23 protein-coding genes are annotated in these 25,692 nt (G+C 62.8%); 8 read left to right on the top strand and 15 right to left on the bottom strand.

What is annotated here, in order from left to right; translation table 11 throughout:
* Position 1: 1 nt before the first annotated feature.
* From ACQ4W4_RS03225 to ACQ4W4_RS03180, 10 genes are all read right to left on the bottom strand, one after another.
* Positions 2–670 (bottom strand): site-2 protease family protein, encoded by a 669-nt coding sequence (locus tag ACQ4W4_RS03225; protein ID WP_436540753.1) that lies wholly within the window; start codon positions 668–670, stop codon positions 2–4.
* 137 nt (positions 671–807) lie between these two features.
* Positions 808–2,619 (bottom strand): PhoH family protein, encoded by a 1,812-nt coding sequence (locus ACQ4W4_RS03220; protein WP_099410066.1) that lies wholly within the window; start codon positions 2,617–2,619, stop codon positions 808–810.
* A gap of 289 nt (positions 2,620–2,908) precedes the next feature.
* Positions 2,909–3,379, bottom strand: coding sequence for a peroxiredoxin (locus tag ACQ4W4_RS03215; RefSeq protein WP_034750445.1), 471 nt, complete (start codon positions 3,377–3,379; stop codon positions 2,909–2,911).
* A gap of 75 nt (positions 3,380–3,454) precedes the next feature.
* On the bottom strand, positions 3,455–4,414 hold the full coding sequence (locus ACQ4W4_RS03210) for a polysaccharide deacetylase family protein (protein ID WP_436540752.1): 960 nt from the start codon (positions 4,412–4,414) through the stop codon (positions 3,455–3,457).
* Positions 4,414–5,466 (bottom strand): bifunctional UDP-4-keto-pentose/UDP-xylose synthase, encoded by a 1,053-nt coding sequence (locus tag ACQ4W4_RS03205; protein ID WP_070290550.1) that lies wholly within the window; start codon positions 5,464–5,466, stop codon positions 4,414–4,416. The genes ACQ4W4_RS03210 and ACQ4W4_RS03205 overlap by 1 nt, the downstream gene beginning before the upstream one ends.
* A gap of 21 nt (positions 5,467–5,487) precedes the next feature.
* Positions 5,488–6,405, bottom strand: a complete 918-nt coding sequence (locus ACQ4W4_RS03200) for a formyltransferase (protein ID WP_436540751.1) — start codon at positions 6,403–6,405, stop codon at positions 5,488–5,490.
* Positions 6,405–7,400: a glycosyltransferase gene (locus tag ACQ4W4_RS03195; RefSeq protein ID WP_436540750.1), complete on the bottom strand. Its 996-nt coding sequence runs from the start codon at positions 7,398–7,400 to the stop codon at positions 6,405–6,407. The genes ACQ4W4_RS03200 and ACQ4W4_RS03195 overlap by 1 nt, the downstream gene beginning before the upstream one ends.
* An 11-nt stretch (positions 7,401–7,411) precedes the next feature.
* Positions 7,412–8,548 carry a DegT/DnrJ/EryC1/StrS family aminotransferase gene (locus ACQ4W4_RS03190; protein WP_436540749.1) on the bottom strand — a complete coding sequence of 379 codons (1,137 nt, stop codon included), beginning with the start codon at positions 8,546–8,548 and terminating at the stop codon, positions 7,412–7,414.
* Between the two features lie 205 nt (positions 8,549–8,753).
* Positions 8,754–10,427: a glycosyltransferase family 39 protein gene (locus tag ACQ4W4_RS03185; protein ID WP_436540748.1), complete on the bottom strand. Its 1,674-nt coding sequence runs from the start codon at positions 10,425–10,427 to the stop codon at positions 8,754–8,756.
* Entirely contained in the window at positions 10,424–10,816 is a 393-nt protein-coding gene (locus ACQ4W4_RS03180) for an Mth938-like domain-containing protein (RefSeq protein ID WP_070260554.1), read from the bottom strand. The genes ACQ4W4_RS03185 and ACQ4W4_RS03180 overlap by 4 nt, the downstream gene beginning before the upstream one ends.
* A 423-nt stretch (positions 10,817–11,239) precedes the next feature.
* Here ACQ4W4_RS03180 and ACQ4W4_RS03175 point away from each other — a divergent pair, with 423 nt between their 5' ends.
* Positions 11,240–12,469 carry a pyridoxal phosphate-dependent aminotransferase gene (locus ACQ4W4_RS03175; RefSeq protein ID WP_034750427.1) on the top strand — a complete coding sequence of 410 codons (1,230 nt, stop codon included), beginning with the start codon at positions 11,240–11,242 and terminating at the stop codon, positions 12,467–12,469.
* 86 nt (positions 12,470–12,555) lie between these two features.
* Positions 12,556–13,878 carry a homoserine dehydrogenase gene (locus ACQ4W4_RS03170; protein WP_436540747.1) on the top strand — a complete coding sequence of 441 codons (1,323 nt, stop codon included), beginning with the start codon at positions 12,556–12,558 and terminating at the stop codon, positions 13,876–13,878.
* Positions 13,879–14,039: 161 nt separating this feature from the next.
* Here the strand turns inward: ACQ4W4_RS03170 and ACQ4W4_RS03165 are convergent, their stop codons facing one another.
* The 4 genes from ACQ4W4_RS03165 to ACQ4W4_RS03150 form a co-directional block, all read right to left on the bottom strand.
* The gene (locus tag ACQ4W4_RS03165; RefSeq protein ID WP_436540746.1) at positions 14,040–14,393 is read right to left on the bottom strand and encodes a ribonuclease E inhibitor RraB; all 354 of its coding nucleotides are present in this window, start codon (positions 14,391–14,393) and stop codon (positions 14,040–14,042) included.
* Positions 14,394–14,538: 145 nt separating this feature from the next.
* A complete protein-coding gene (locus ACQ4W4_RS03160; RefSeq protein WP_436540745.1) occupies positions 14,539–15,099 on the bottom strand; it encodes an outer membrane beta-barrel protein in 561 nt (186 codons plus the stop codon).
* A 148-nt stretch (positions 15,100–15,247) separates the two neighbouring features.
* On the bottom strand, positions 15,248–16,768 hold the full coding sequence (locus ACQ4W4_RS03155; RefSeq protein WP_436540744.1) for a sensor histidine kinase N-terminal domain-containing protein: 1,521 nt from the start codon (positions 16,766–16,768) through the stop codon (positions 15,248–15,250).
* A complete protein-coding gene (locus ACQ4W4_RS03150; RefSeq protein WP_436540743.1) occupies positions 16,765–17,487 on the bottom strand; it encodes a response regulator in 723 nt (240 codons plus the stop codon). Before ACQ4W4_RS03150 ends, ACQ4W4_RS03155 begins: the two co-directional genes overlap by 4 nt.
* A 214-nt stretch (positions 17,488–17,701) precedes the next feature.
* Between ACQ4W4_RS03150 and ACQ4W4_RS03145 the strand changes: the two genes are divergently transcribed.
* From ACQ4W4_RS03145 to ACQ4W4_RS03120, 6 genes are all read left to right on the top strand, one after another.
* Positions 17,702–18,763: a porin gene (locus ACQ4W4_RS03145; RefSeq protein WP_436540742.1), complete on the top strand. Its 1,062-nt coding sequence runs from the start codon at positions 17,702–17,704 to the stop codon at positions 18,761–18,763.
* Between the two features lie 3 nt (positions 18,764–18,766).
* Positions 18,767–19,762, top strand: coding sequence for a Bug family tripartite tricarboxylate transporter substrate binding protein (locus tag ACQ4W4_RS03140; protein WP_436540741.1), 996 nt, complete (start codon positions 18,767–18,769; stop codon positions 19,760–19,762).
* 43 nt (positions 19,763–19,805) lie between these two features.
* A complete protein-coding gene (locus ACQ4W4_RS03135; RefSeq protein WP_436540740.1) occupies positions 19,806–20,903 on the top strand; it encodes an ABC transporter substrate-binding protein in 1,098 nt (365 codons plus the stop codon).
* Between the two features lie 69 nt (positions 20,904–20,972).
* Complete coding sequence (locus ACQ4W4_RS03130; protein ID WP_436540739.1) at positions 20,973–22,763, top strand: ABC transporter permease; 1,791 nt, start codon at positions 20,973–20,975, stop codon at positions 22,761–22,763.
* A gap of 20 nt (positions 22,764–22,783) precedes the next feature.
* Positions 22,784–23,857, top strand: coding sequence for an ABC transporter ATP-binding protein (locus tag ACQ4W4_RS03125; protein ID WP_436540738.1), 1,074 nt, complete (start codon positions 22,784–22,786; stop codon positions 23,855–23,857).
* 2 nt (positions 23,858–23,859) lie between these two features.
* Positions 23,860–24,906 (top strand): AbrB family transcriptional regulator, encoded by a 1,047-nt coding sequence (locus tag ACQ4W4_RS03120; RefSeq protein ID WP_436540737.1) that lies wholly within the window; start codon positions 23,860–23,862, stop codon positions 24,904–24,906.
* Here the strand turns inward: ACQ4W4_RS03120 and ACQ4W4_RS03115 are convergent.
* Entirely contained in the window at positions 24,903–25,688 is a 786-nt protein-coding gene (locus ACQ4W4_RS03115) for a DUF2145 domain-containing protein (RefSeq protein WP_436540736.1), read from the bottom strand. The genes ACQ4W4_RS03120 and ACQ4W4_RS03115 overlap by 4 nt on opposite strands.
* Between the last annotated feature and the right edge of the window lie 4 nt (positions 25,689–25,692).

The raw sequence follows: 25,692 nt of genomic DNA, 5'->3' as shown, positions 1-25,692 counted from the left end.
CCTATAGTTCAGTCCAGCCATACCAGCCGAACGCCGCTGCCCACGCCAGCAAGATCGCCAGCCCCGGCAGCAGCAGCCATTTCGCCACGGGCTCTTCCCACGCGACATATGGCTTGCCGCCGCGCGCGATGGCCAGCAGCGCCTGGCCACCGTTCAGGCCGGCGAATGGCAGCAGGTTGAACGCGCACAGTTTCAACGAAAACAGGGCGAACACGGGCGCAAAGCCATGCGTGCGGGCAAACATTTCTCCTGCACCCAGCGATGCCTGCGCCCCCGACAATGGCGCCAGCGCCCCATCGATGATTTGCCCGAAGGCGGCGATAAATCGCTCCCAGCCCGAGGCGCCCATGATGCCCAGCGACAAGGCCAGCAGCACGGCCACGCCGCTCAATGGCAGCAGCACCTGCTTCCATAGCGGCTGGAAGTTGTAGGCATCGAGGCAGGGATCGTCGTCATACAAGGTTTCCTCGCGCGTATCTTTCAGCACCACATTGCCGGCCAGGGGCAGCAGCTTGACGCGCACTTTGCCCCAAGTTAGCAGGGTGGGACCGACGCCATAGCTGATGCTGCGCACCGTGATGCCGAACAGCCTGGCGCAGGCCGCCATGACGGAAATGTGGAGGAGCATGAAGAGGATGGAGCAGAGCAGCAACTGCAAGGCGGGAGGCATCGGATAGCGTGTCCTGAAGGAAATGACCGGTATTAAAGCATGACGCAAAGAAAATGACGCGCACATGAAAAAGCCCCGCCTGCATCGCTGCAGCCGGGGCTTCGAATGACCGGGCAGCTCGCGCCGCCCGCTGGAACTTACAACACTTCGCTGGCGTGATCGGCCAGGCGCGAGCGCTCGCCGCGTGCCAGGGTGACGTGGCCGCTGTGGGTCCAGCCCTTGAAGCGGTCGACCACGTAGGTCAGGCCGCTCGAGCCTTCCGTCAGGTACGGGGTGTCGATCTGCGCGATGTTGCCCAGGCACAGGATCTTCGTGCCGGGACCGGCGCGCGTGACGAGGGTCTTGACCTGTTTCGGCGTCAAGTTTTGCGCTTCATCGATGATGAGGAACTTGTTGACGAAGGTGCGGCCGCGCATGAAGTTGAGCGACTTGATCTTGATGCGCGAGCGGATCAGGTCTTGCGTTGCCGCACGGCCCCATTCGCCGCCATCGGAGTCGGACTTGTTCAGCACTTCCAGGTTGTCGTCGAAAGCGCCCATCCATGGCGACATCTTTTCCTCTTCCGTACCGGGCAGGAAACCGATGTCTTCGCCCACAGGCACCGTCACGCGGGTGACGATGATTTCATTGTAGAGCTTGGTTTCCAGCACTTGCGCCAGGCCGGCGGCCAGGGCCAGCAGGGTCTTGCCGGTACCGGCCTGGCCCAGCAGGGTGACGAAGTCGCACTCCGGATTCATCAGCAGGTTCAGCGCGAAGTTCTGCTCGCGGTTGCGCGCCGTCACGCCCCACACATTGTTCTTCGTGTGGCTGAAGTCGCGCAGGGTTTGCAGCACGGCCGTCTTGCCGTTGATCTGCTTTACCTGGCCGTAGAACGGCGTTTCGCCGTTTTTCGGTTCCAGGTAGATGAACTGGTTGACCAGCAGCGAGGGAATGAACGGGCCCGTCACGCGGTAGAAGGTGGAGCTGTAGCCGTTCTTGCTTTCCTGCCACGACTCCATGTCCTTGCCGTGCTTGTTCCAGAAGTCGTCCGGCAATTGCACGATGCCCGAGTACAGCAAGTCCGTGTCTTCCAGCACATGGTCGTTGAAGTAGTCTTCGGCTGGCAAGCCGAGGGCGCGCGCCTTGATGCGCATGTTGATGTCTTTCGACACCAGCACGACGGGACGGCCTTCCTGTTCCGACTCGAGCGAACGCACGACGGCGAGGATCTGGTTGTCGGCCTTGCCCACTGGCAAGCCAGCTGGGAGGTCGGCGCTTTGCAGGCGCGTCTGGAAGAACAGGCGGCCCTTGGCGTCCTTGTTGCCCAGCTTGGACAGCAGGATGCCGTGCTCGATGGCGTCGTCATCCGTGTTGCTGATCAGGGCGTCCAGGGTACGCGAAACCTGGCGCGCATTGCGCGCCACTTCCGTCATGCCCTTTTTATGGTTGTCCAGCTCTTCCAGCGTCATCATCGGCAGGTATACATCGTGTTCCTCGAAGCGGAACAGCGACGATGGATCGTGCATCAGCACGTTCGTGTCGAGAACGAACAGCTTGCTGATGCCGCGCTGATCGGCGGCGCGGCTGGCGGACGACTTGAGCTGCACTTCCACAGGCTTGTGCTTGGCCGGATGCGGCTGCTCGGCCTGCTTGACGGGCTTGATCGGCGTGACCTTGCCTTTTGCCGCCGGCTTGGCTTTCGCTGCAGGCGCGGCAACGGCGGCAGGTGCGGCCGCAACCGGCGCAGGTGCAGGCGCAGGCTTGGCGACCATCAGGGCCGCCACTTGCTTGATCTTCGTGGCCGCATTGCGGACCGGCTTGGCAACTTCGGCGATCGCCGCTTCAATGATCGGTGCAGCCACTTTCTTGGCTGCCGGGGTTTTGGTGGCCGGGCGCGCTGCGCCTGCGGTTGGGTAATCTTGGGTGGCCAGGATGGTGGCTGGCTTGCTCGGTAATTTTGGCAGTGGCATCAGGATCTCAATCAAAAAATTTCTGGAATGAATCGCCCATGGGCAGCCAGCTTCTGGCGGCACTTCTCATGGGGTGGATGCGGGGGAACAACAATGCTACAAGACGAGAAACTGCCGGAAGGCCGGCAGCATGGCCGGTCATGGACGCCATCGGCGGGCTGCAGGCCCGTCTGGCGGAGTGTATGGAGGCGCTTCGTTGACTCAAAATGGCGATAGGTACCGTGAACTGAACTGCGGTTGAACCAGGCTTGCTGGAAGCCGACAACGCGCATTGGATCAAAATGAACGATCAATTCAGATGCGCTACGAATTCCAGCACTTCTTCCACGTGAGTTGCGACCTTCACGCCTCTCCATTCTTTCACCAATCGGCCCTGGGCGTCAATCACAAACGTACTGCGCTCGACGCCGCGGACCGTCTTGCCGTACATCTGTTTCATCTTCATGACGTTAAACAGCAGGCAAACGGCTTCGTCCGGGTCGGAAATGAGCTCGAACGGCAGTTCCAGCTTGGCTTTGAAGCTTTCGTGCGAGCGCAGGGAATCGCGGCTGATGCCGTAGATTTCCACGCCGGCGGCGACAAATTGCGGATAGGCGTCACGGAAGGCGATGTTTTCAGTGGTGCAGCCAGGAGTGTTGTCCTTCGGATAGAAAAACAGCACCGTGGCCTTGGCCGGGCGGCCCAGCAACTGAAAGGTCTTGCCGCTGGTCATGGCGGCACTAAAGTCGGGTATGCTAACGAGGGATTGGCTATCAGCCACAGGTTCTCTCCTGAACGGTGATCATCAGCGCTGGTTTTTAATCTGGCAACGCATCCAGGTGCAACAATACAGCATTCAGGCCGCTTTGCCCTGCACAATCAGGCGTCCCGAACGCCCGGGCAACTCATCCCAGGTGATGGGGCAAATTGGCAAGTCCGCATCTTTTATCTTTTCATAATAATCGCCCATCGCTGCAAACTGGTAGCCCTGGGCTTTCCAGCCAGCCAGCAGTTGTTCGAAAATGGGGGCGAGTTTCTGTCCTTCAAGTTCCGCATGCAAGGTATACACATGATCGCGGGGATTGTCGGCCGTCAGTGACAGGATATGCGCGGCAACATTGCCGGTCGTGATCAGCTTGCCGTCGATTTCGCAGCCCAGCAATTCATCCAGGGTGGGCAGCGTAGTGGGCAGTTGCACGCAGCGCAGGATGGTGTTGCCATTGCGCACGCGGTGCGGGCCATTGCCCGGATGCACCATGGCGCCGCGCGCGTCAAGCATGGCGCGGCCATCGGAGGCAAAGCGGTAGCCGGCCGTGTCGTGCTCGACAAACGCGCTGACATTCATTTGCCAGCCGGCCGCGCCGTGCGTGTGCGGCCTGGTGCCGAACACCTGTTCGTAGCGGTTGGCGGCCTTGCGCATCATGGTCATGGTCCAGGCGGCGTTGCGCTTGGCCACATTGTCTTGCCACAGGGTGTGATCCCAGGTGTGGATGCCGCACTCGAAACCGGCATCGCGCACGGCGCGCATTTGCGCCGCGCACTGCTTGCCGATATCGGGTCCCGGCAGCAAGGTGCCGTACATCAAAGTTTTCAAGCCGTAGTGCTCGACTACCGAGGTGCGCGACACCTTGCTGAAAAAGCCGGGCCGCAAGGCGCGCCGCAGGGCCCAGCCCGTATGGTCGGGGCCCAGCGAGAACAGAAAGGTGGCCTTGGCCTGGTGCGCGGCCAGCATGCGCACCAGATTGCCCATGCCTTCACGGGTGCCGCGATAGGTATCGACGTCGATTTTCAGGGTCAGGAACGGCTTGCTCAACATTAATCCATCAGGGCTTTGGCTTGGGCTACCTGGCTGCGGTAGGCGTCGAAAATATTGCGCAGGGAATCGGCCATGGTGGTGGTCGGCGCCCAGCCGAGCTCTTCGCAGGTATTCGTGATTTTCGGCACGCGGTTCTGCACGTCCTGGTAGCCGGCGCCGTAGTAGGCGCCCGAGGTCGTTTCCACGATTTTCACGTGTTTCGCGCCTTCGGCGTATTCCGGGTATTCGGCGGCCAGGGTCAGCATCATGCCGGCCAGGTCGCGGATCGAATAGTTATTGGTCGGATTGCCAATGTTGTAGATCTTGCCGCTGGCGATGCCGTTCTTGTTGGCGATGATGCGGATCAGCGCATCGATGCCGTCGTCGATGTAGGTGAACGCGCGTTTCTGCGCGCCGCCGTCGACCAGCGAGATGTTCTCGCCGCGCACGATATGGCCGAAGAATTGCGTCACCACGCGCGAGGAACCTTCTTTTGGCGTGTGGATCGAGTCCAGGCCGGCGCCGATCCAGTTGAATGGACGGAACAGGGTGAAGTTCAAGCCTTCCATGCCGTAGCCCCAGATCACGCGGTCCATCAGCTGCTTGGCGTTGGAATAGATCCAGCGCGGCTTGTTGATCGGGCCGCAGATCAGTTCCGAGTTTTCCGGATCGAATTCCTCGTCATGGCACATGCCATACACTTCCGAGGTCGACGGGAAGACCAGGTGCTTGCCGTACTTGGCGGCCGAGCGCACGATCGGCAGGTTGGCTTCGAAGTCCAGTTCGAACACGCGCAGCGGCTGCTTGACGTAGGTCGACGGCGTGGCGATGGCCACCAGCGGCAGGATCACGTCGCATTTCTTGACGTGGTACTCGACCCATTCCTTGTTGATCGTGATGTCGCCTTCGAAGAAGTGCATGCGCGACTTGTAGTTGTCATCTTCCAGCAATTCCGTGATGCGGTCCGTGTTCATGTCCATGCCGTAGACATGCCAGTCGGTGGTTTCCAGGATGCGCTTGGACAGGTGGTGGCCGATGAAACCGTTGACGCCTAAGATGAGGACTTTTTTCATATGAGATTCTCTTGAGTGATATCAGTGTGTGCTGACGCGGGCGGTCAGACTTGCTTGCAATTGCTGAGCCGAAATCGGCTCCCCGGCAGCCCTCAGCGCGGAAATGGCCAGCATGTGGCCGTCTCCGCAGACGCCAAAGATGCAATTATCCACTACCGCCAAGCCCGGTGGCAAACTTCCTGCGGAAAGCTTGCTCAAACGGGCTTTTTCGATGGTGTAAATGACATTGTTGACTTCGGTGAAGGCGCCGGGATAGGGGGGCGCGACGGCCCGGTGCAGGTTGTAGACCTGCTGCGCGGGTAACTTCCAGTCGATCCTGCCGTCTTCGGGCGTACGTCCGCCAAAGTAGCCGCCCTGGCGCAAATCGTTGAGATGGCGCGGCGCCGTGCCGTCCAGCAAGGCCGGCAGCACGCCCCACAGCGTCTGTTCCGCCGCTACGGTGACCTTGCCGAACACTTCGAAGGCCGTGTCGTCGGGCAGGATGGGCACGGCCGTTTGCGCCACGATGGCGCCCGCGTCCGGCTTGACCGTCATTTCATGCAGGGTGGCGCCCGTCTCCGTGGCGCCATGCAGCACGGCCCAGTTGACAGGCGCGCGGCCGCGGAACTGCGGCAGCAGCGAGCCGTGCATATTGTAGGCGGGCGCGACTTCCAGGATGCTGGCCGGCAGCATGTGGCGGTAGTAAAAGCTGAACAGCATGTCCGGCTTTGCCTCCTGCACCTGCGCCAGCAGCTCGGGCGCGCGCGCGTCCGCAGGCGTGATGTACGGGATGCCTTCGGCCTGGCACAGGCTGGCGACGGACTCGAACCACAGGTTTTCCGTGGGGCTGTCTTCGTGCGTGACGACGAGGGCGATATCGACGCCGCCGGCCAGCAGCACCTTGATGCAGCGCACGCCCACATTGTGGTAGCCGAAGACGACGGCGCGTGGCGCGCCCATCAGCGGCTCACCTGGCGTTTTTCCAGGCGCACATACGATGGCGCCTCGGCTTCCGCCTGGGTCATGCCGTCCTGCAAGATGGTTTGCACCACATAGCGGGGACGGGCGCGCACCTGCTGGAAGATGCGGCCCACGTATTCGCCCACCAGGCCGATGCCGAACAGGATCACGCCCATGAAGAAGAAGGCGATGGCGAACAGGGTGAACACGCCTTCGGCCTCCGCGCCCAGCAGGAAGCGGCGTACCAGCAGGAAGATCACCAGCAGCGCCGAACCCAGCGACATCGCCATGCCCAGCATGGAAAAGATTTGCAGGGGAATCAGCGAAAAGCCCGTGACCAGGTCGAAATTGAGGCGGATCAGGCTGTACAGCGAATATTTCGACTCGCCGGCGGCCCGTTCCTCGTGCTCGACGGTGATTTCCGTCGGTTTGCGGGCGAACGTGTAGGCGAGGGCGGGAACGAAGGTGTTGACCTCGGCGCACTGGTTGACCAGGTCGATCACGTTGCGGCCGTAGGCGCGCAGCATGTTGCCCTGGTCCGTGATCTTGATGTTTGTGATGCGTTCGCGCAGGCGGTTCATCATCTTCGAGGCCAGCGTGCGCCAGGCGGAATCTTGCCGCTTGCGCCGGATCGAGCCCACGTAATCGTAGCCTTCGCGCATCTTCGCCACCAGGTTGCCGATTTCTTCGGGCGGATTCTGCAGGTCGGCGTCGAGCGTGACCATGATCTGCCCGCGCGAGGCTTCAAAACCGGCCAGGATGGCCATGTGCTGGCCATAATTGCCGTTGAATAAGATCACGCGCGTGACGTCGGGGCGCTGGCGGAACTGTTCCGCCAGGATGGCCACCGAATTGTCGCGGCTGCCATCATTGATGAAGATGATCTCGTAGCTCGTCTGCAAGGCATCGAGGGCCGGATACAGGCGGGCGAACAGGCTGGCCAGGCCATCCTGCTCGTTGTAGATCGGAATGATTACGGACAGTTCAGGTTTCATCGGCGCGCTGCTCATTTGATGAGAATGGATTTGACGGTGGCGACGGCGCGTTCCACGTCCTGTGTCGTCATGGCGTAGAACATCGGCAAGGTCACGGTCAGGCGGCCGATCTGTTCCGCGACGGGGAACATGCCCTCGGTAAAGCCGCGTTCACGGTACATGGTAAACAGGTGGATCGGTGCGTAATGATAGCCCGTTCCCACGTTTTGCTGCGCCATCTGCTGCATGAACGCGGCGCGCGTGCCGGGGCCGTTGTCGGGCAGGATGATCTGGAACAGATGCCAGTTGCTGTTTTCAAAGTCCTGCACGGGCAGCCGGGCGCCGCTCTGCGCTTCGAAGTCGCTGCCGAATTGCGCGAAATAGTGGCGCGCCAGCGCGCGGCGGTGGGCCGTGATGGCGTCGATATTGGCGAACTGGCCCAGACCGATGGCGGCCATGATGTCGCTCATATTGTATTTGCCGCCCAGCACATCGACGTCGATGCCGTCGACGCCGCTGCGCGTGACGCCCTGCAGCCGGTATTTCTCGGCCAGCTTCGCTTCTTCCAGGTTGTTCAGGACGAGGCAGCCGCCTTCGCCCGTGGTGATGTTCTTGTTGGCCTGGAAGCTGAACGAGACGAAGTCGCCAAACGCGCCGATGCGCTTGCCTTTCCAGGTGGAACCGAACGCTTGCGCCGCGTCTTCGACTACCCGCAAATTGTACTTGTCAGCAATCGCGTACAGGCGGTCCATGTCGACCGGCAGGCCGGACAGGTAGACGGGGATGATGGCTTTCGTCCGCGGGGTGATGGCCGCTTCCAGTTTGTCGAGGTCGATATTCCGGGTGACGGGGTCGATATCGGCGAACACGGGCGTGGCGCCCACTTCGATGATGACGTTGGCCGTCGCGACCCACGACACGGGTGTGGTGATGACTTCGTCGCCGGGGCCAATGCCGGCGATGCGCAGCGCGATTTCCATGGTGCACGTGCCCGAATTGAAGGTGCGCACGGGACGCCCGCCGAAATACTCGGACAGCTGTGCTTCGAATGCCTGCACTTTCGGGCCGCTGGTTATCCAGCCCGAGCGCAGCACTTCGCCGACGGCGGCGATGGTCGCCTCATCGATGGTGGGTTTGGAAAAAGGCAAAAAGGGCAGGGTAGAGGTCATGGGGCGCGGTTCTTGAGTCGGTATTGTGTCAGGGTATCTGTGTTGCCGAGGCTGCCGTACGGTGAAAAGCGGTCGGCAGGCATGGCTATTTTATATCGTCAGTATGGCGGTGCAGCCCCTTCAGCGGTGAAAAATCCTGCCGATGCGGGGGCGGGGCAAGCTGGCCGGGGGCGCGATCCGTGCTGTCTCGCGCCCCAGTTAAACATTATTTGTTGGCAATGACCATGCGGCGCGCGTCCTCGGCAATGACACGCATGGGCACGCCACGTTGTTGCAATTCCTTGTAGCGGTCCAGGCTGATAATGGCCATGTCGCGCACGCCGGCGTTGGCATCGTTCGTCCACTGCGTGATGAAAGGTTCGATGTTCGGGATGGACAGCTCGGGCTGCTGTTTCAGGCCAAACGTGAATTCATCCCAGTAATCGACGAGGATCACGGGCCGCTGCAGATAATAGGTCAGCGACTGTTCATAGATGCCGACCGAATAGAGCTTGGTATCGGCCGTCAGTTCGGCCTGGATCTGCGGCAGCATGTCGGTGCCTGCGCGGTTCTGGCCATACAGTTCGGAGCCGGCCAGGATGCAGTGCGTGGCCAGGAAGCCGGCGCCGGCGATCGTCAGCACCGTCATGTCGCGGCGCAGCTGGCGCGCATGCAGCAAGGCCAGGGCGCCGCCGGCCAGGGCGAAGAAACCGGCCGCCATCAGCCATGGCTGGTAGCCTTTCAATGCGATCAGTGCTGCCGGATCGCGCGCGCTGGCCTTGCTGAAGCCGATCGGTCCGCCGATCAGGATGGCCGCGCCCAGCACGCACAGCAGGCCGGCGGCGAACAGGCGCTGGCGGCGCGACGCCGTTTCCAGGTACAGCGCCACCAGCAAGGCCAGCGCCGGGAAGATGGGCACGATATAGCCGGGCAGCTTCGAGGTCGAATAGCTGAAAAAGAAGAAAATGAAGACGGCCCAGACCAGCAGCATCAAGCGGGGCTGGAAGGCGCCTTCCTGGCGCTGGAAGGCGGCGGCCAGGCTTTGCGGCAGCAGGCCTATCCATGGCAGGATGCCGGGAATGAGCAGCACGAGGAAGTAGTACCAGGCGCCTTCGCGCTTGTGGCCCTTCATCAGGAAGCGCTGGAAATGCTCGTGGATGAAGAAGAAATGCGGCTGTTCCGGATTGCGCAGGGCGACCAGCACGAACCACGGCGTGGCGATGGCAAAGAACAGCAGCAAGCCCTTGACCAGGTGCAGGCGGGTCCAGATGCGCCAGTCGCGCGCGCACAGCGAATACAGCACCAGCACGGCGCCCGGCAGGACGATGCCGATCAGGCCCTTGGCCAGCACGGCCAGCGCCATGGCGGCCCAGCAGGCCAGCATCCAGTTGCGCCGCTCCATCGCCGTGGCGTCGTCGCGCTGGGCGATCAGCAGGCTGCCCAGGGTGAGGGTCATCATGCCCGACAGGCCCATGTCCAGCGAGTTGATCTGGCCGGAAGCGAGCCAGAACAGGCTCGACGCCAGCACCAGGCCCGCATACAGGCCCACGCGCGGGCCGAAGACCTTCTTGCCCGCGTAGGCCGTCATGCACACGCCGATGATGCCGCACAGGCCGGTCCACAGGCGCGCCTGCCACTCGCCCAGGCCGAAGGCGGCGAAGGTCAGCGCATTCATCCACGTTTGCAGCGGCGGCTTTTCAAAGTACTTGATGCCGTTCAGGCGCGTGGTGATCCAGTCGCCCGTGACGAACATTTCGCGCGCCATCTCGGCGTAGCGGCCCTCGTCGGGCGGCACCAGGGTGCGCACGCCCAGCGCATACAGGGTGACGACGATGAAGATGCCCAGCAGGGACCACATCAGCACCCGCGACGAGTGCAGTTCGTTGACATTGATTTTCATGCGGCCTTGCCTGCGGCCGGGGCCAGGATCAGGGCCAGCGTGACTTTGCGGCCTTCGCCCATGAGGATATTGTAGGTACGGCAGGCAGCCTGGCTATCCATGCACTCGACGCCGATGCGGCGCATGGTCAGCGCGGCCGTCAGCTTCGGATGCACGAAGCGCTGGCGCTCGCCCGTGCCGAGGATGACCACGTCGGGCGCATCGGCCAGGATTTGCGCGAAATGCGCCTCGTTCAATTGCTCGAAACTGTCCACCTCCCACGCGCGTGGCGGCATTTCCGGCATGACGATCAGGCTGTAGTTGTATGGCTGGGCATTGATCTCGACGCCGTTTTCGTCATAGCCGGTGACAGTCTGGTATTGTTGGGTGCTGCTGGCGTGGAGTTTCATGGCGATATCGGGGCTGGTCGTGTCGGTTGATCGGTACGCGCGCGGCCAAACTGGGTGCCGCGGCCAAGGGCGTAAGCATGCCATAAATGACAGAAAAGAGCGACTGAAAAGCAATTTCCTTTCCAAATTGCAATGTTCGACGCCATAGTGGCGCTGCATGCTTGCGCCATGGTAATGCTGCAAGATTAAGGGAAGATGAAGATGGCGCCCGCCCGATGGTCGTCCGGATGCGCCGGCGTGGCAGAATCGGCGTCAAATGCTGCAGTTCGCCATGTTTAATTTGATAAAATGGCCTGTTTTCGGCGAGAATGGTTGTTTTCGCCTTGCAGTCTTTCGCATCGCAGTTTCACGGGTTCATAGTTCTGGCGCGGCGGCCACGCTGCAAGCTCAAGTCTCCGCGCCGCATCACGACAGGGATTTATTTTGCGACCGATTCAGAAATCGAATAAATTGGCGGATGTCTGCTACGACATCCGCGGCCCGGTCCTGGAAAAATCCAGGCAAATGGAAGAAGAAGGCCACAAGATCACCAAGCTCAATATCGGCAATCTGGCCGTATTCGGCTTCGATCCGCCCGACGAGATCGTGCGCGACATGATGCTCAATCTGCAGAATGCGGCCGGCTATACGGACTCGAAAGGCATGTTCGCGCCGCGCAAGGCCGTCATGCACTACACGCAGGGCAAGAATATCGCCGGCGTGACCATCGATGACATTTACCTGGGCAATGGCGCTTCCGAACTGATCGTCATGTCGATGAACGCCTTGCTCAACAGTGGCGACGAAGTGCTGGTGCCGGCGCCCGATTATCCGCTGTGGACGGCGGCCGTCAGCCTGTCGGGCGGCAATCCCGTGCATTACGTGTGCGACGAGCAGAACGAATGGTATCCCGACATCGAGGACATGCGCCGCAAGATCACGCCGCAAACCAAAGCGATCGTCGTCATCAACCCGAACAATCCCACCGGCGCGCTGTACCCGGTTTCCGTGCTGCTGCAGATCGTCGAACTGGCGCGCCAGCACCAATTGATCATTTTCGCCGACGAGATCTACGACAAGGTGCTGTACGACGAAGCCGAGCACGTGTCGATCGCCTCGCTGGCCGACGACGTGCTGTTCATCACCATGAACGGCCTGTCGAAGAATTACCGCTCCTGCGGCTACCGTTCCGGCTGGATGGTGGTTTCGGGCGAAAAGCGCCACGCCAAAGATTACATCGAGGGCCTCAACATGCTGGCCTCGATGCGGCTATGCGCCAATGCGCCGGGGCAGTTTGCCATCCAGACGGCGCTTGGCGGCTACCAGAGCATACAAGACCTGGTGGGGCCCGGCGGGCGCCTGTTGAAACAGCGCGATCTGGCGCACAAGCTGCTGACCGATATTCCGGGCGTCACCTGTGTCAAGCCGAAGGCCGCGCTGTACATGTTCCCGCGCCTGGACCCGGAGATCTACCCGATCGCCGACGACCAGCAGTTTGCCTATGAATTACTGGCCGAAGCCAAGGTCCTGATCGTGCAAGGCACGGGCTTCAACTGGATCGCGCCCGACCATTTCCGCGTCGTCTTCCTGCCGAATTCCGATGACCTGACCGAGGCCATGGGGCGCATTGCGCGCTTCCTCGAAGGCTATCGCAAGCGTCACGGCCGGGGCTGACGCAGACAGCGGCAATCTCGATCAACCATACCGATCAACCTGGCGCCGCCCAAGGGGGCGCCACTTATGAGCAGTCAAGCACAACTATGAAATCCATCAAGATCGGCCTGCTGGGCCTGGGCAATGTCGGTTACGGCACGTTCAGCGTCCTGAAACGCAACCAGGAAGAAATCAAGCGCCGCGCGGGCCGCGGCATTGAAGTCGTCGCCGTCGCCGTGCGCGACGTGGCGCGCGCCGAAGCGCTGGTCGCCGGCGGCTGCAAGGTCGTCAATGACCCGATGCTCATCGTCAACGATCCCGAGATCGACATCGTCGTCGAACTGATCGGCGGCTACGACCTGTCGAAAACCTTGGTGATGCAGGCGATCGCCAACGGCAAGCACGTAGTCACGGCCAACAAGGCCCTGCTGGCCGTGCACGGCAACGAAATCTTCGCCGCCGCCCAGGAAAAGGGCGTAATGGTAGCCTTCGAGGCGGCCGTCGCCGGCGGCATCCCCATCATCAAGGCGCTGCGCGAAGGCTTGACGGCCAACCGCATCGAATGGATCGCCGGCATCATCAACGGCACCACCAATTTCATCCTGTCCGAGATGCGCGACAAGGGCCTCGATTTCGCCACCGTGCTGAAACAGGCGCAGGAACTCGGTTACGCGGAAGCCGATCCCACCTTCGACATCGAAGGCGTCGACGCCGCGCACAAGGCCACCATCATGTCGGCCATCGCCTTCGGCATCCCGGTGCAGTTCGACAAGGCCTACGTGGAAGGCATCAGCAACCTCAATGCCGTCGACATCCGCTACGCCGAGCAGCTGGGCTACCGCATCAAACTGCTGGGCATTACCAAGCGCGCCACCGTCAACGGCGTGGAAGGCATCGAGCTGCGCGTACATCCGACCCTGATCCCGGCCAAGCGCCTTATCGCCAACGTGGAAGGCGCCATGAACGCGGTGCTGGTGCATGGCGACGCCGTCGGCGCCAGTCTGTATTCGGGCCGCGGCGCGGGCGCCGAGCCGACCGCTTCGTCGGTGATCGCCGACCTGGTCGATATCACGCGCCTGGCCACGGCCGACCCGGAACACCGCGTGCCGCACCTGGCGTTCCAGCCGAACGCGATGACCGATATCGCGATCTTGCCGATGTCGGAAATCACCACCAGCTACTACCTGCGCATGCACGTGGCCGACCAGCCGGGCGTGCTGGCCGACCTGACGCGCATCCTGGCCGAGCGCGGCATCTCGATCGACGCCATGCTGCAAAAAGAGCCGGCCGAGGGCGAGACGCATACGGACATCATCATGCTGACGCACCAGACGCAGGAAAAGAACGTCACGGCCGCCATCGAGAAGATGGAAGCGTTGAGCAGCGTGGTGGGCACGGTCACCAAGATCCGCCTGGAAAACCTCAGCTGAGCGTTTTCAATCGACCCATGCAAAACGGCGCCCGCGGGCGCCGTTTTTCGTTTGTGATGTAGGTCGGATTAGCGGGGCCGCCGAGGTGCAGCGTAATCGGACATCACCACCGGCCGTGCCAACAATGTTGTCGGATTACGGTCCTTCGGACCTCATCCGACCTACGCCGCCGTACCGACCGGGCCCACGTCCATGCCGTCATAGCTGGCCAGCTGGTTTTCCTGCGCAAACGTCATCAGTTCGCCATTGCGCGCGTGCAGGCTGTCAACGCCATGCACTTCGGCCTTTTCCACGTGCAGCACCCAGACAGGGGCGGCGGCCGGGTCATCGAGCTCCGGCTGGTACAGTTCCACCGGGCGGTAGCCCTGCAGCGCCAGCAGGGCGGCGGCCTGTTCCAGCGGTTCGGAAGTCGGATTGGTGAAGTAATAGCCCCACAGCAGCGGCTGGGACAGGTCCCAGGGCGCGTTTTCGGCGATATTGGCGAACAGTTCGCTTACGTCTTCTTTGGTCATCATGACGGCAGGCTTTCATTAAAATCTCAGGGCGCGATCTTAACATCGGTGCCGCTGACGCGCCATGCGCGCATAAAAAAACCGGCTTTGCAGCCGGTTTTTCTATCCGCCGTTAAAACGGCTCGATTCTGATTCGCGCAAGCGTGAATTAGAACTTGTAACGCAGGCCGATCGACAGCAGGTCGGCTTTCAGTTTCATGCCATCCTGGCTCAGCGTTTTGCCGAAGTTCTCATATTCAGCAACAGCCGACAGGTTTTTATTGATGTTATAAGCAGCGCCGATGCCAAACAGGGCGGCGGTTTTGTTTTTCGATTCGCTGGCGTTGAAACCGATCAGGTTCAATTTAGCTTTGGTGCGGTTTTGCGTTACGCCAGCTTTTGCGAACAGCGAGAATTGTTCGTTCAGTGGCAACGTGCCCGTGGCTGCTACATAGAAAGCGCTGGTTTCCATGCTCAGCGATTCCTTGCCTTCGCTTTCTTTCAGTTTGCCGAAATTGACGTAGCCGGCTTCTGCGCCGAAGTTAGGCGTGAAGTCGTAGCCGGCGTAAGCTTTGTAGCCGGTTTTGTTTTCTTTGCCCGAAACTTCATCACCCGACAATTTCAATTCCGAACGGCCGACGTTAGCGCCGATGTAAGCGCCTTCTGCTTGTGCGAACAAAGGGAATGCCAGGGCGGCGCCGACGACTGCTGCAAACAATTGCTTTTTCATATTAATCCTAGATAATTAACGCGGAGAGACTGCCTCACCGCTTAATGGGAGCCGAATTGTATAGGGAAGAATATGTTTATGTAAGGCAATTATTTAAAAAATATTAGAAATAAATCACGCGTTGTTTTTAAGCAACATTTAATATCGATTAAATAGCGTTGCAAATTGTCATGCAGCGGCGGCCGAAATGCACGCTGACTTTCAGTCCATGCCCATTGGCCGCCGTCGCCAGTTCCAGGTGCGCGCCGTGCAGGGCGGCGATGTCGCGCACGATGGCTAAACCTAGCCCCGCGCCGCCAGGGTTGCTCTCGAGCGCCGCACCGACACGGTAGAACGGCGTAAACACGCGCTCGTGCTCGGCCGGCGGGATGCCCTTGCCGCTGTCTTCCACTTCCAGCACGGCGCCGTGGTCGTGGCCGTTCCCCGTTTGCGCCGCGCGCACGCGCAGGATGACGTTGCCGCCCTGCGGCGTGTAGCGCAGCGCATTGTCGACCAGGTTGGCCACCAGTTCGTGCAGCAGCAGGGCCTGGCCATGCACGGGCGCTTCATCGGGCGCTTCCAGCGACAGATCGATATGCTTGCCGACGGCGGCCATGGCCATTTCCAGCCCCACCTGCTGCGCCACGTCGCGCAGCGCGACGGTGTCCATGGTCAGGCTGTCGCCGCCATGCTCGATGCGCGCCAGGGTCAGCAGGCGGTTGGCCAGCAGCACCGTCGAATCGGTGGTGGCGGCGATCGAGCGCACGATGTCGCGCAGGGCGGCGATGTCCGGCGGCGCGCCCGCCTGGCGGTCGCACTCGCGCATGGCCAGTTCGGCCTGGGTTTTCAGCACCGTCAACGGCGTGCGCAGCTGGTGCGAGGCGTCGGCGATGAAGCGGCGCTGGCTGGCGATCAGCTGCTGCAGGCGCGACATGGCGCCGTTCATGGCGCTCACCAGCGGGCGCATTTCCTTGTGCACCAGCGTGGGATCGACGTCGGACAGGTCGGACAGGGTGCGCGTCTCGACTTCCGTTTTCAAACGCATCAGCGGGCGCAGCACCAGGCGCACGGCAAACCACACGAGGGCGCCCATCACCAGTATCATCGCCGCCTGCCAGCTCAGGGTATCGAACAGGATCTGGTTCGACAGGCCGCGCCGCGCGTCCAGCGTCTCGGCCACCTGGATCAGGGCGATGCCGCGCATCGAGTCGTCGTACACGGGTTGCAGCAGGGCGGCGATGCGGATCGGTTTGCCGTGGTAATCGGCGTGGTAGAAGCGCACCAGGGCCGGATAATTCTGCGAGCGGGGCACGTTCTTCGGCACGGGCGGCAAGTCGCCATAGCCCGACACCAGTTCGCCGTTGATGCCCGTCACCTTGTAGTAGATGCGGCCCAGGGTATCGGTCTCGAAGCTGTCGAGCGCCACGTAGGGCACTTCGGCCACGACCTTGCCGCCGACGATGGAGACGCGCTCGGCCAGCGCCCGCGTCGACGCCAGCAAGGAGCGGTCGTAGGCCATGTCGGCCGCGTCGAGCGCGTTGCGGTAGACGAAAACGGCATCGAGCAGCACCAGCATCACCAGCGGGATGAGCAGCCAGCGCAGCAGCTGGCTGCGCAGGCTGCCCAGCGGCCGGCCCTGCGTCCAGCGCCGGCGCAGGCGTTCGGCCAGTGGCAGGCGGGGCGCGTTCATTTTGGCGCGGCCGGCGCCATGGCGCTGCGCGGCTGCAGCAGGTAGCCGATGCCGCGCAGGGTGGTGATGACGGCGCCGTCGGGCGAACCGGTCTCCACGCCGCTTTCCAGCTTCTTGCGCACGCGGTGGATATACAGTTCGATGGCGTCCAGGTTGGCGTCGTCGGCCAGCGCGAAGACTTCGTCGAACAGCTTTTCCTTCGACACGGCGCGGCCCGAGCGCGTGATCAGCGCTTCGAGCACCGCGTGTTCGCGCGGCGTCAGGGCCAGCGCCGCGCCGGCATAGCTGAACATGCGCGTGACGGTGTCGAAACTGAGGGCGCCGCAGGTGTGCACGAGCGCTTCGTTGCCCTGGCTGCGGCGCAGCAGGGCCTTTACGCGCGCTTCCAGCTCGGCCAGTTCGAACGGCTTGGCCATGTAGTCGTCCGCGCCCAGGTTCAGGCCCTGCACCTTGTCATCGAGGCCGCCGCGCGCCGTGAGTATCATGACGGGAGTCTTGCCGCGCGTGCCGCCGCGCGCGCGCAGGCGGCGCAGCACGTCCAGGCCATCCATCTTCGGCAGGGAGAGGTCGAGCAGCACGAGGGAATATTCCTGCGTATGCAGCAGGGCGTCGGCATCGGCGCCGTTGTGGGCGGTCTCCACCGTCAGGTGCGCGTCGCGCAGGGCCTTTGCCAGCCAGTGCGACAGCTCCAGATGGTCTTCCACTAATAATATGCGCATGGTCTCCGCCATTCGTTTGAATGGGTGCAGTGTAAGCCTCCCGGCACGCCGCCGACAGGGGCCGCAATGAATTTGTTGGTATTGCCTGTGGCTGGCCGGCGACACCTGTCAGTCTGAAAGCCAATTGAAAGGATCGCGATCATATAGTGTGATCCTGATTCATGAAATTGATCAGGCATATCACTAATAACTATATCTAAGGGAGACACTCTACATGAAGAAAACTGCATTCTCGCTGGCCGCCATGGCGGTACTCGCCACCGCTGGCAGCGCCCACGCCCAGTCAAACGTCACCCTGTACGGCCGCCTGGACGCCGGCATCAGCAACACCAGCAACGCCGGTCCGAACAAAAGCTCGATGACGCAAGTCAGTTCCGGCGGCATGAACACGTCGCGCTGGGGCATCCTGGGCAGCGAAGACCTGGGCGGCGGCCTGAAAGCCGTCTTCAATCTGGAAGGCGGCATCCTGGTCGACACGGGCGCGGCCGACGGCGCGCTGTTCAAGCGCCAGGCCAATGTGGGCCTGGAAGGCGCCTTCGGCCGCGTCGTGCTGGGCCGCTCGTTCACCACCGTGTACGACTTCGTGCTGCCGTTCGATCCGATGGCCTATGCGCCGTTCTACTCGTGGGCCACCTCGGCCAATGCGACGGGCCCGAGCAAGTACGGCATGACGACGGCCTTCGACAACATGGTCAAGTACTCTGGCAAGACGGGGGGCTTCAGCTACGGCGCATCGTACGGCTTCGGCGAACAGTCGACGGGCAATTCGGACAGCGCCAAGCTGTCGACCGCCGTCACCTATACGACGGGTCCCGTCAGCCTGCTGGCCACGTATGAACAGGTGAACGGCAATGCCATCGCCGGCGGCGCGCGCGACAAGACCACCGTGTACCACCTGGGCGCCATGTACGACGACGGCCCGTGGAAAGTGCAGGCGGCGGCGCGCGACTACAAGCTCGATCCGGCGGCAGCCGGCAAGGCCGACGTGCGCGGCACCCTGTACTGGGGCGGCGTCAGCTACAAGACCACGCCGGTCATCACCCTGACGGGCGTGATCTACTATCAGGACGTGAAAAACGTGGCCGCCAACCTCGATGCCGATCCGATCATGTACGTGGCGCGCGTGCGCTATGCCCTGTCCAAGCGCACGGACCTGTACGTGGCGGGCGCCTATGCCAAGGCCAAGCACAACCAGCTGGTCAGCCTGTCGCGCGACGATGCCGGTTTCGGCGACACCCAGCGCGGCCTGATCGCCGGCATCCAGCACCGCTTCTAAGGCATGACGATGCTGCGCACCGCGTTCCTGTCGCTGCTGCTGTTGTCCGCGCTGTTGCCTGCGCCGGCAACAGCCGCCGCGCCTGAAGTCGATTGCGTGGTGCCGTCCAAACCGGGCGGCGCCATGGACCTGACCTGCAAGCTGGCGCAGAAAGGGCTGCTGCAGCCCGATCCGGCGGCGGCAGCGCCGTTCGCGTCCTCGGTGCGCATCAGCTATCTGCCCGGCGGCATCGGCGCGGTGGCGTGGCGTTCGATGGGCTCGCAGCGCCGGCGCGCCGAAGCCAACACGCTGGTGGTGTTTTCGGGCGGCTCGCTGCTGAACCTGGCGCAAGGCAAGTTCGGCAACGCCAAGACGGGCGACGTGCGCTGGGTGGCGGCGCTGGGCGCCGACTACGGCATGATCGCCGTGCGCAGCGATTCGCCCTACAAGACCCTGGCCGACCTGATCGCCGCGCTCAAGCGCCACCCCGACAAGGTGCTGATCGGCGTGTCCGGCACCATCGGCAGCCAGGATTGGCTGAAGATGGCGCTGGTGGCGCGCAAGGCCGGCATCGACCCGAAAGTGCTGCGCTTCGTGGCGCTGGAAGGCGGCGGCGAGATATTCACGGCGATGCAGGCCGATTACGTGCAGGTGATGTCGGGCGACACCTCGGAAGCGACCCTGAATGCGGGCGACAGCCATGCGCGCGTGCTGGCGGTGCTGTCGGAAAAGCGCCTGCCCGGCGTGCTGGCGAACGTGCCGACGGCGCGCGAGCAGGGCATCGACGTGGTGTGGCCCATCATCCGCGGCGTGTGGATGGGGCCGCAAGTCCCCGAAGCGGACTACCAGCGCTGGGTGGCAAGTTTTGACCGCGCCATGGCCACGCCGCAGTTTGCCCAGTGGCGCACGCAGGCGGGTATGTATCCGTTCGCGCTGACGGGCGACAAATTGACGCAGTACGTGAACCAGGCGGTCGAACGCTATTCCAGGCAGGCCGCCGAACTGGGCCTGATGCGCTGAAGCCAATAGCAAACCATACAACAATCACAGACGGAGACAAACCATGCAAACCAAGACCATACTCGCCATCGCCCTGGCAGCCGCTTTCGCGGGTACCGCCGGCGCCGCCTTCGCCCAGGTACCGGCAGGCTATCCGGCCGACTACCAGAAGATCATCGACGCGGCCAAGAAGGAAGGCAAGGTGGTGATCTACAGCGCCACCGACAGCAAGGCCGCCGCGCCGCTGATCAAGGATTTCAGCGCCCTGTATCCGGGCATCTCGGTCGAATACAACGACATGAATTCGACGGAAGTGTACAACCGCTTCATTTCCGAAGTGGCCGCCGGCGGCAACACGGCCGACGTGATGTGGTCGTCGGCGATGGACTTGCAGATGCGCCTGGCCTCGGACGGCTACGCCCTGAAATACAAGTCGGTCGAAGCGGCGAAGATCCCCGGCTGGGCCATGTGGGATGACCAGGCTTACGGCACCACGTTCGAGCCGGCCGCCATCGTCTACAACAAGCGCCTGCTCGATCCGAAGGAAGTGCCGAAGAACCACGACGACTTCGTCAAGCTGATCGCCACGCCGAAATTCAAGGACAAGGTCACCACCTACGACATCGAAAAATCGGGCGTGGGCTTCATGTTCATGGCGCAGGATACCAAGGAGTATCCGCAATTCCTGGCGCTGGAAAACGCGTTTGGCACGGCCAAGGTGCGCGTGCAGTCGTCGACCGGTACCATGATGGAGCGTATCTCGTCGGGTGAAAACCTGATCGGCTACAACGTGCTCGGTTCCTACGCGCTGGTGCGCGCCAAGACCGACCCGTCGATCGGCGTGGTGCTGCCCAAGGATTACACCCTGATCCTGTCGCGCGTGCAGTTCATCAACAAGAACGCGAAGAACGTCAACGCCAGCAAGCTGTGGCTCGATTATGTCCTGTCGCACCGCGGCCAGACCATCATCGCCAACGGCGCCAAGCTGTTCGCCATCCGCGCCGACGTCACGGGCGAGACCACGTCGGCGGACCTGATCAAGGAAATCGGCGCGGCCAACGTCAAGCCGATTCCCGTGCACCCGATCATCCTGCAGTTTTTGGGACCTGCCAAGCGCATGGCGTTCCTGAAGCAGTGGAAAGAGACAGCCGGCAAAAAATAATGCCGTCCTGGCCGTCCGCAGGCGCGTGCCCGCGGACGGATGCCGCACCCTTCATTCATTGGATTCATCATGCAAACTGCCATCTTGCCGCTGCCTGCACGGTCGCGCTCTCCCTTGTCGCGCCTGAACTGGCCGCGCGGCGTGGTCGTGGCGATCACGCTGGTCGCCATCTTCCTGCCGCTGTTCCTGATTTTTTATCAGAGCTTTTTGAACGCGCCGTTTTTCATGCCCGTGCGCGAATTCGGCTTTGATTCCTACCGTTTCATCTTCGATGATCCCGATTTTTCGATGGCCTTCAAGAATGGCCTGATGCTGGCCCTGGGTCTGACCGTCATCGCCGTGCCGCTGGGCGGCATGCTGGCCTTCCTGATGGTGCGCACCGATTTGCCTGGCCGCGGCTGGGTGGCCCCGATGCTGCTGGTGCCGATCTTTGTCTCGCCGATGGTGATGGGCTTTGGCTACGTCGTGTCGATGGGCCCCGTGGGCTTCTACTCGATCTGGGCCAAGGAGCTGTTCGGCTTCGTGCCCTGGAATATTTATTCCTTCACCAGCATCGTCATCATCGCCGGCCTGACGCACGTGCCGCACGTCTACCTGTATGCCTCGTCGGCCCTGAAAAGCCTGGGTTCGGACGTCGAGGAAGCGGCCCGCGTGGCCGGCGCCTCGCCGATCCAGGTGATGCTGAACGTGTCGCTGCCGATGATCATGCCGGCGCTGGCGTATGCGGGCGTGCTGGTGTTCTTCCTCGGCTTCGAGGTGTTCGGCCTGGTGCTGGTGCTCGGCGATCCGGAAGGCCATCTGGTGCTGCCGACCTATCTGTACAAGCTGACGAACAAGCTCGGTACGCCGTCGTATCACCTGATGGCCGCCGTCGCCGTCTGCCTGGTGATGGTGACCATGCCGCTGGTGATGATACAGCGCTGGCTGCTCAAGTCCGCCAACAAGTATGTGTCGATCAAGGGCAAGGGCGCGCGCAGCAAGGCGATGCCGCTGGGCCGCTGGAAGTGGCTGGCGTTTGCCTTGCTGGCCGGCTGGCTGATCTTCACCATCATCCTGCCGTTGACGGGCATCGTGCTGCGCTCCTTCGTGCAGTACTGGGGCGAGGGCGTGCACCTGGCCGACGTATTGACCTTGCAGCATTTCCGCGACATTTTCGATCAGCCTTCGCTGGTGCGCGGCATCGTCAACACCATCCTGATCGGCGTCGTCGGCGGCGCCCTGGCCGTGGGCTGCTACAGCTTCATCGCGCTGGCCATGCACCGCAAGCAGGACGGCATCACGCGCCTGCTCGACTACAGCGTGCTGGTGCCGCGCGCCGTGCCGGGCCTGCTGGCCGGCCTGTCGTTCCTGTGGGTGTTCCTGTTCGTGCCGGCCTGGCTGGACGGCATATTGAAAGGCATGGACAACGGCGTGGCCCTGTGGCTGAGCGGGCATGTGATCCCCGTGCTGCGCGAAGTGCGCTCGACGATTTTCGCCCTGTGGCTCGCGTATTCGGTGGTGTGGATGGCCTACGGCATGCGCCTCATTTCCACCGCGCTGCTGCAGGTGGGACCGGAGCTGGAAGAGGCGGCGCGCGCCGTCGGCGCCAGCCGCGGCCAGGTGACGCGCGACGTGACCCTGCCGCTGATCAAATACGGCTTGCTGGGCGCCTGGCTGATGGTGTTCCTGATCTTCGAGCGCGAATATTCGACGGGCGTGTACCTGCTCTCGCCGGGCACGGAAGTGATCGGCGCCATGCTGGTGTCGCTGTGGGCGGGCGGGTCGACCGACCTGGTGGCGGCGCTGTCCTTCATCAATATCACCCTGGTGGCCATCGGCCTGGGCATCGCCTTGCGTTTCGGCGTGAAACTCCATAATTAATAGAAGACTGAGACCACATCATGAATGAATTGACCGTCAATGAGCTGTACCTGGACTACGGCACGGGCGCTGCCGCCAACCAGATCCTGAAGGGTGTCTCGATGCACCTGCAAAAAGGCGAAGTGGTCGCCCTGCTGGGGCCTTCGGGCAGCGGCAAGACCACCTTGCTGCGCGCCGTCGCCGGGCTGGAAAGTCCGAAGGCGGGCACGATCCAGATCGGCGAGCGCAATGTTTTCGACGGCGCGCAGCAGTTCGAGATGCCGGCCGAGCACCGCAACCTGGGACTGGTGTTCCAGTCGTACGCGCTGTGGCCGCACAAGACCGTGTTCGACAACGTCGCCTACGGCCTCAAGTTGCGCAAGATGGGCAGCACGGAAATCGCCGCGCGCATCAAGGAAGTGCTGACGCAGCTGGGCCTGGGGCACCTGGGCGAGCGCTATCCGCACCAGCTGTCCGGCGGCCAGCAGCAGCGCGTGGCCATCGCCCGCGCGCTGGTGTACAACCCGCCCGTGATCCTGCTCGACGAACCGCTGTCGAACCTGGACGCCAAGCTGCGCGAGGAAGCGCGCGCCTTCCTGCGCGAACTGATCGTGCGACTGGGCCTGTCGGCCCTGATGGTGACGCATGACCAGGGCGAGGCGATGGCCATTTCCGACCGTATCTTGCTGCTCAATAACGGCAAGATCGAGCAGCAGGGCACGCCGCAAAGCATGTATGAAACGCCGGACACCCTGTTTACGGCCGAATTCATGGGCAGCAACAACCGCCTGCCCGGCAAGGTGGTGCAGCGCGAAGGCAATCAGGTGCGCCTGCTGGTCGACGGCGCGCCCATGCAGGGCGTGGCGCGCGGCGCCAACGTGGGGACGGAAGTGACGACCATGATACGCGTCGAGGAAGTGAAGATCAGCGCCACGCAGGTGGAGAACGCCATCGAGCTGCCGCTGCTGACCTGCATGTACCTGGGCGACCGCTGGGAATGCCTGTTCGAGCGCGGCGGCGCCGAGAACATCAGCCTGCGCGCGTATTCGCGCCAAAAGCTCGAGGCGGGCAAGTACTGGCTGCATATGCCGGCCGATAAGCTCTGGGTGTTTTAACGGTGCAGTGGTGGCCGCGCTGGCGCGCCGTCGGCGCCGCGCTGGCCGCCGGGCTGGCGGGCGCCGCCATCTGCCTGTGGCTGCACACGCCGCTGCCGTGGATGATCGGCCCCCTGTTCGCCACGGCCGCGCTGCGCCTGGCGGGGCGCGAACTGGCTTGCCCCGTGCGCGTGCGCGAGGCGGGCCAGTGGGCCATCGGCACTGCCCTGGGCCTGTATTTCACGGCGCCCGTGCTGGCCGTCCTGATAGTCTATACGCCGTGGATCGCCGGCGCCGTGCTGTTCGCGCTGGCGCTGGGCGCTGCTGGCGCCATGCTGCTGCGGCGCCTCTCCGGCGTCGACCAGGCCACCGCCTTCTTTGCCATGGCCGTCGGCGGCGCCTCGGAGATGGCCGTGCAGAGCGAGCGCCATGGCGCCGACGTGGGCAAGGTGGCGGCCGCGCACAGCCTGCGCATGATGCTGGTGGTGGCGACGATTCCGTTCGGCGTGCGCTACTGGGGCAGCCATGGCCTGGCGCTGGGACATGAAAACTTCGTGCCCGGCGCCGCGCTGGTCGACTATGGCGGGCTGGCGCTGCTGGTCGGCATCACGGTGCTGGCGGCCCTCGCATTGAAACGGGGCCAGGTGCCCAACGCCTGGGTCATCGGCCCGCTGCTGGCGGCCTTGCTGCTGACGGCCTGCGGCATCCATCTGACGCGCCTGCCCGAGTGGATGATACGCGCGGGCCAGCTGTTCATCGGCATCGCCCTGGGCACGCGCTTCAGCCCCGCCTTCCTGCATGCGGCCCCGCGCTACCTGGCCGGCGTGGCCCTGTGCAGCTTCCTGATGCTGCTGCTGGCGGCCGCCTTCGGACTGGGCCTGGCGCACTGGCTGGAGATTCACCCCGGCACGGCCATCCTGGCCACGTCGCCCGGCGGCATCGCGGAAATGTCGCTGACGGCCAAGGCCCTGCATCTGGGCGTGCCCATCGTCACGGCTTTCCACGTGGCGCGCATGGTGGTGCTGGTGCTGACGATCGGGCCGCTGTTCCGCCTGCTGCAGCGTCCTTAATTCCCCCGTACGACGATTTCCTGCACCTTTGGTTCGCGCTGGCGCATGAAGCGCACGATGGAGTCGACGGTGACGACGTCGATCTGGCGCGTCATGCGGCGCTCGAACGGGTGATCGTCAAAGGCGATATTGGCGCGGAACATGCGCGCGCCCAGGCGCGTGGCGGCGGGAATGCTCAGCGTCTGCGGCGCGTAGCTGGCGCTGCGCAGCCAGCCTTGCGCTTCGGTGCGCGTCTCGATCTTGCCCGGCTCGTTGCTGGCGGCGGCCAGGGTTTCCAGCACCCACTGGTTCGAGTTCTGGTACTTGGTGGAAAACGGGTAGGCCAGCATATTGTAGTGCGGTTCATGCAGACGCTTGGGCGTGTTGCTGGTCAGCAGGCGCACCAGTTGCTGCTGCGTATCCTGGCCGGGAATCAGGATCAGGGTTTCATACATGAACACATCGTCCATGAAGAAATTGCCCAAGCCTTCGTTGTACAGCGACGACTGCGCCGTGCCGCATTCATTGAGTTCATGCACCACCAGCCAGCGCCCCTTCGGATGGTCGCGCCAGGCCAGCGCCATGTGTGAATAGCGCAAATTGTACTTCGACAAGTCTTGCCCGGCGCGCGCCACCAGCGCCACCTGCGCGCCCGAAGCGTCGAGCGCCTGCAGGGTCTTTTGCGCCAGGTCCATCGATTTGACGAGGGTGGAGGCATCCGTTTGCTTTTCCTCGCACGAGCGCCCCGCATGGGCGGCGCCGGCCAGGGCCAGGCTGAAAACAACTACGGTCAGGCGTTTCATGGGT

The sequence above is a fragment of the Janthinobacterium glycogeni genome (assembly GCF_051380725.1).
Taxonomy (GTDB): Bacteria; Pseudomonadota; Gammaproteobacteria; order Burkholderiales; family Burkholderiaceae_D; genus Janthinobacterium.
Note: the sequence above shows the minus strand (reverse complement) of the source record. Positions and strands in the feature narration are given on the sequence as shown.

Bases quoted from the DNA above. Each gene is read 5' to 3' on its own strand.
- ACQ4W4_RS03225 (WP_436540753.1), bottom strand. From the start codon at position 670: ATGCCTCCCGCCTTGCAGTTGCTGCTCTGCTCCATCCTCTTCATGCTC.
- ACQ4W4_RS03220 (WP_099410066.1), bottom strand. From the start codon at position 2,619: ATGCCACTGCCAAAATTACCGAGCAAGCCAGCCACCATCCTGGCCACC.
- ACQ4W4_RS03210 (WP_436540752.1), bottom strand. From the start codon at position 4,414: ATGTTGAGCAAGCCGTTCCTGACCCTGAAAATCGACGTCGATACCTAT.
- ACQ4W4_RS03205 (WP_070290550.1), bottom strand. From the start codon at position 5,466: ATGAAAAAAGTCCTCATCTTAGGCGTCAACGGTTTCATCGGCCACCAC.
- ACQ4W4_RS03200 (WP_436540751.1), bottom strand. From the start codon at position 6,405: ATGGGCGCGCCACGCGCCGTCGTCTTCGGCTACCACAATGTGGGCGTG.
- ACQ4W4_RS03195 (WP_436540750.1), bottom strand. From the start codon at position 7,400: ATGAAACCTGAACTGTCCGTAATCATTCCGATCTACAACGAGCAGGAT.
- ACQ4W4_RS03190 (WP_436540749.1), bottom strand. From the start codon at position 8,548: ATGACCTCTACCCTGCCCTTTTTGCCTTTTTCCAAACCCACCATCGAT.
- ACQ4W4_RS03185 (WP_436540748.1), bottom strand. From the start codon at position 10,427: ATGAAAATCAATGTCAACGAACTGCACTCGTCGCGGGTGCTGATGTGG.
- ACQ4W4_RS03180 (WP_070260554.1), bottom strand. From the start codon at position 10,816: ATGAAACTCCACGCCAGCAGCACCCAACAATACCAGACTGTCACCGGC.
- ACQ4W4_RS03170 (WP_436540747.1), top strand. From the start codon at position 12,556: ATGAAATCCATCAAGATCGGCCTGCTGGGCCTGGGCAATGTCGGTTAC.
- ACQ4W4_RS03165 (WP_436540746.1), bottom strand. From the start codon at position 14,393: ATGATGACCAAAGAAGACGTAAGCGAACTGTTCGCCAATATCGCCGAA.
- ACQ4W4_RS03160 (WP_436540745.1), bottom strand. From the start codon at position 15,099: ATGAAAAAGCAATTGTTTGCAGCAGTCGTCGGCGCCGCCCTGGCATTC.
- ACQ4W4_RS03155 (WP_436540744.1), bottom strand. From the start codon at position 16,768: ATGAACGCGCCCCGCCTGCCACTGGCCGAACGCCTGCGCCGGCGCTGG.
- ACQ4W4_RS03150 (WP_436540743.1), bottom strand. From the start codon at position 17,487: ATGCGCATATTATTAGTGGAAGACCATCTGGAGCTGTCGCACTGGCTG.
- ACQ4W4_RS03145 (WP_436540742.1), top strand. From the start codon at position 17,702: ATGAAGAAAACTGCATTCTCGCTGGCCGCCATGGCGGTACTCGCCACC.
- ACQ4W4_RS03140 (WP_436540741.1), top strand. From the start codon at position 18,767: ATGACGATGCTGCGCACCGCGTTCCTGTCGCTGCTGCTGTTGTCCGCG.
- ACQ4W4_RS03135 (WP_436540740.1), top strand. From the start codon at position 19,806: ATGCAAACCAAGACCATACTCGCCATCGCCCTGGCAGCCGCTTTCGCG.
- ACQ4W4_RS03130 (WP_436540739.1), top strand. From the start codon at position 20,973: ATGCAAACTGCCATCTTGCCGCTGCCTGCACGGTCGCGCTCTCCCTTG.
- ACQ4W4_RS03125 (WP_436540738.1), top strand. From the start codon at position 22,784: ATGAATGAATTGACCGTCAATGAGCTGTACCTGGACTACGGCACGGGC.
- ACQ4W4_RS03115 (WP_436540736.1), bottom strand. From the start codon at position 25,688: ATGAAACGCCTGACCGTAGTTGTTTTCAGCCTGGCCCTGGCCGGCGCC.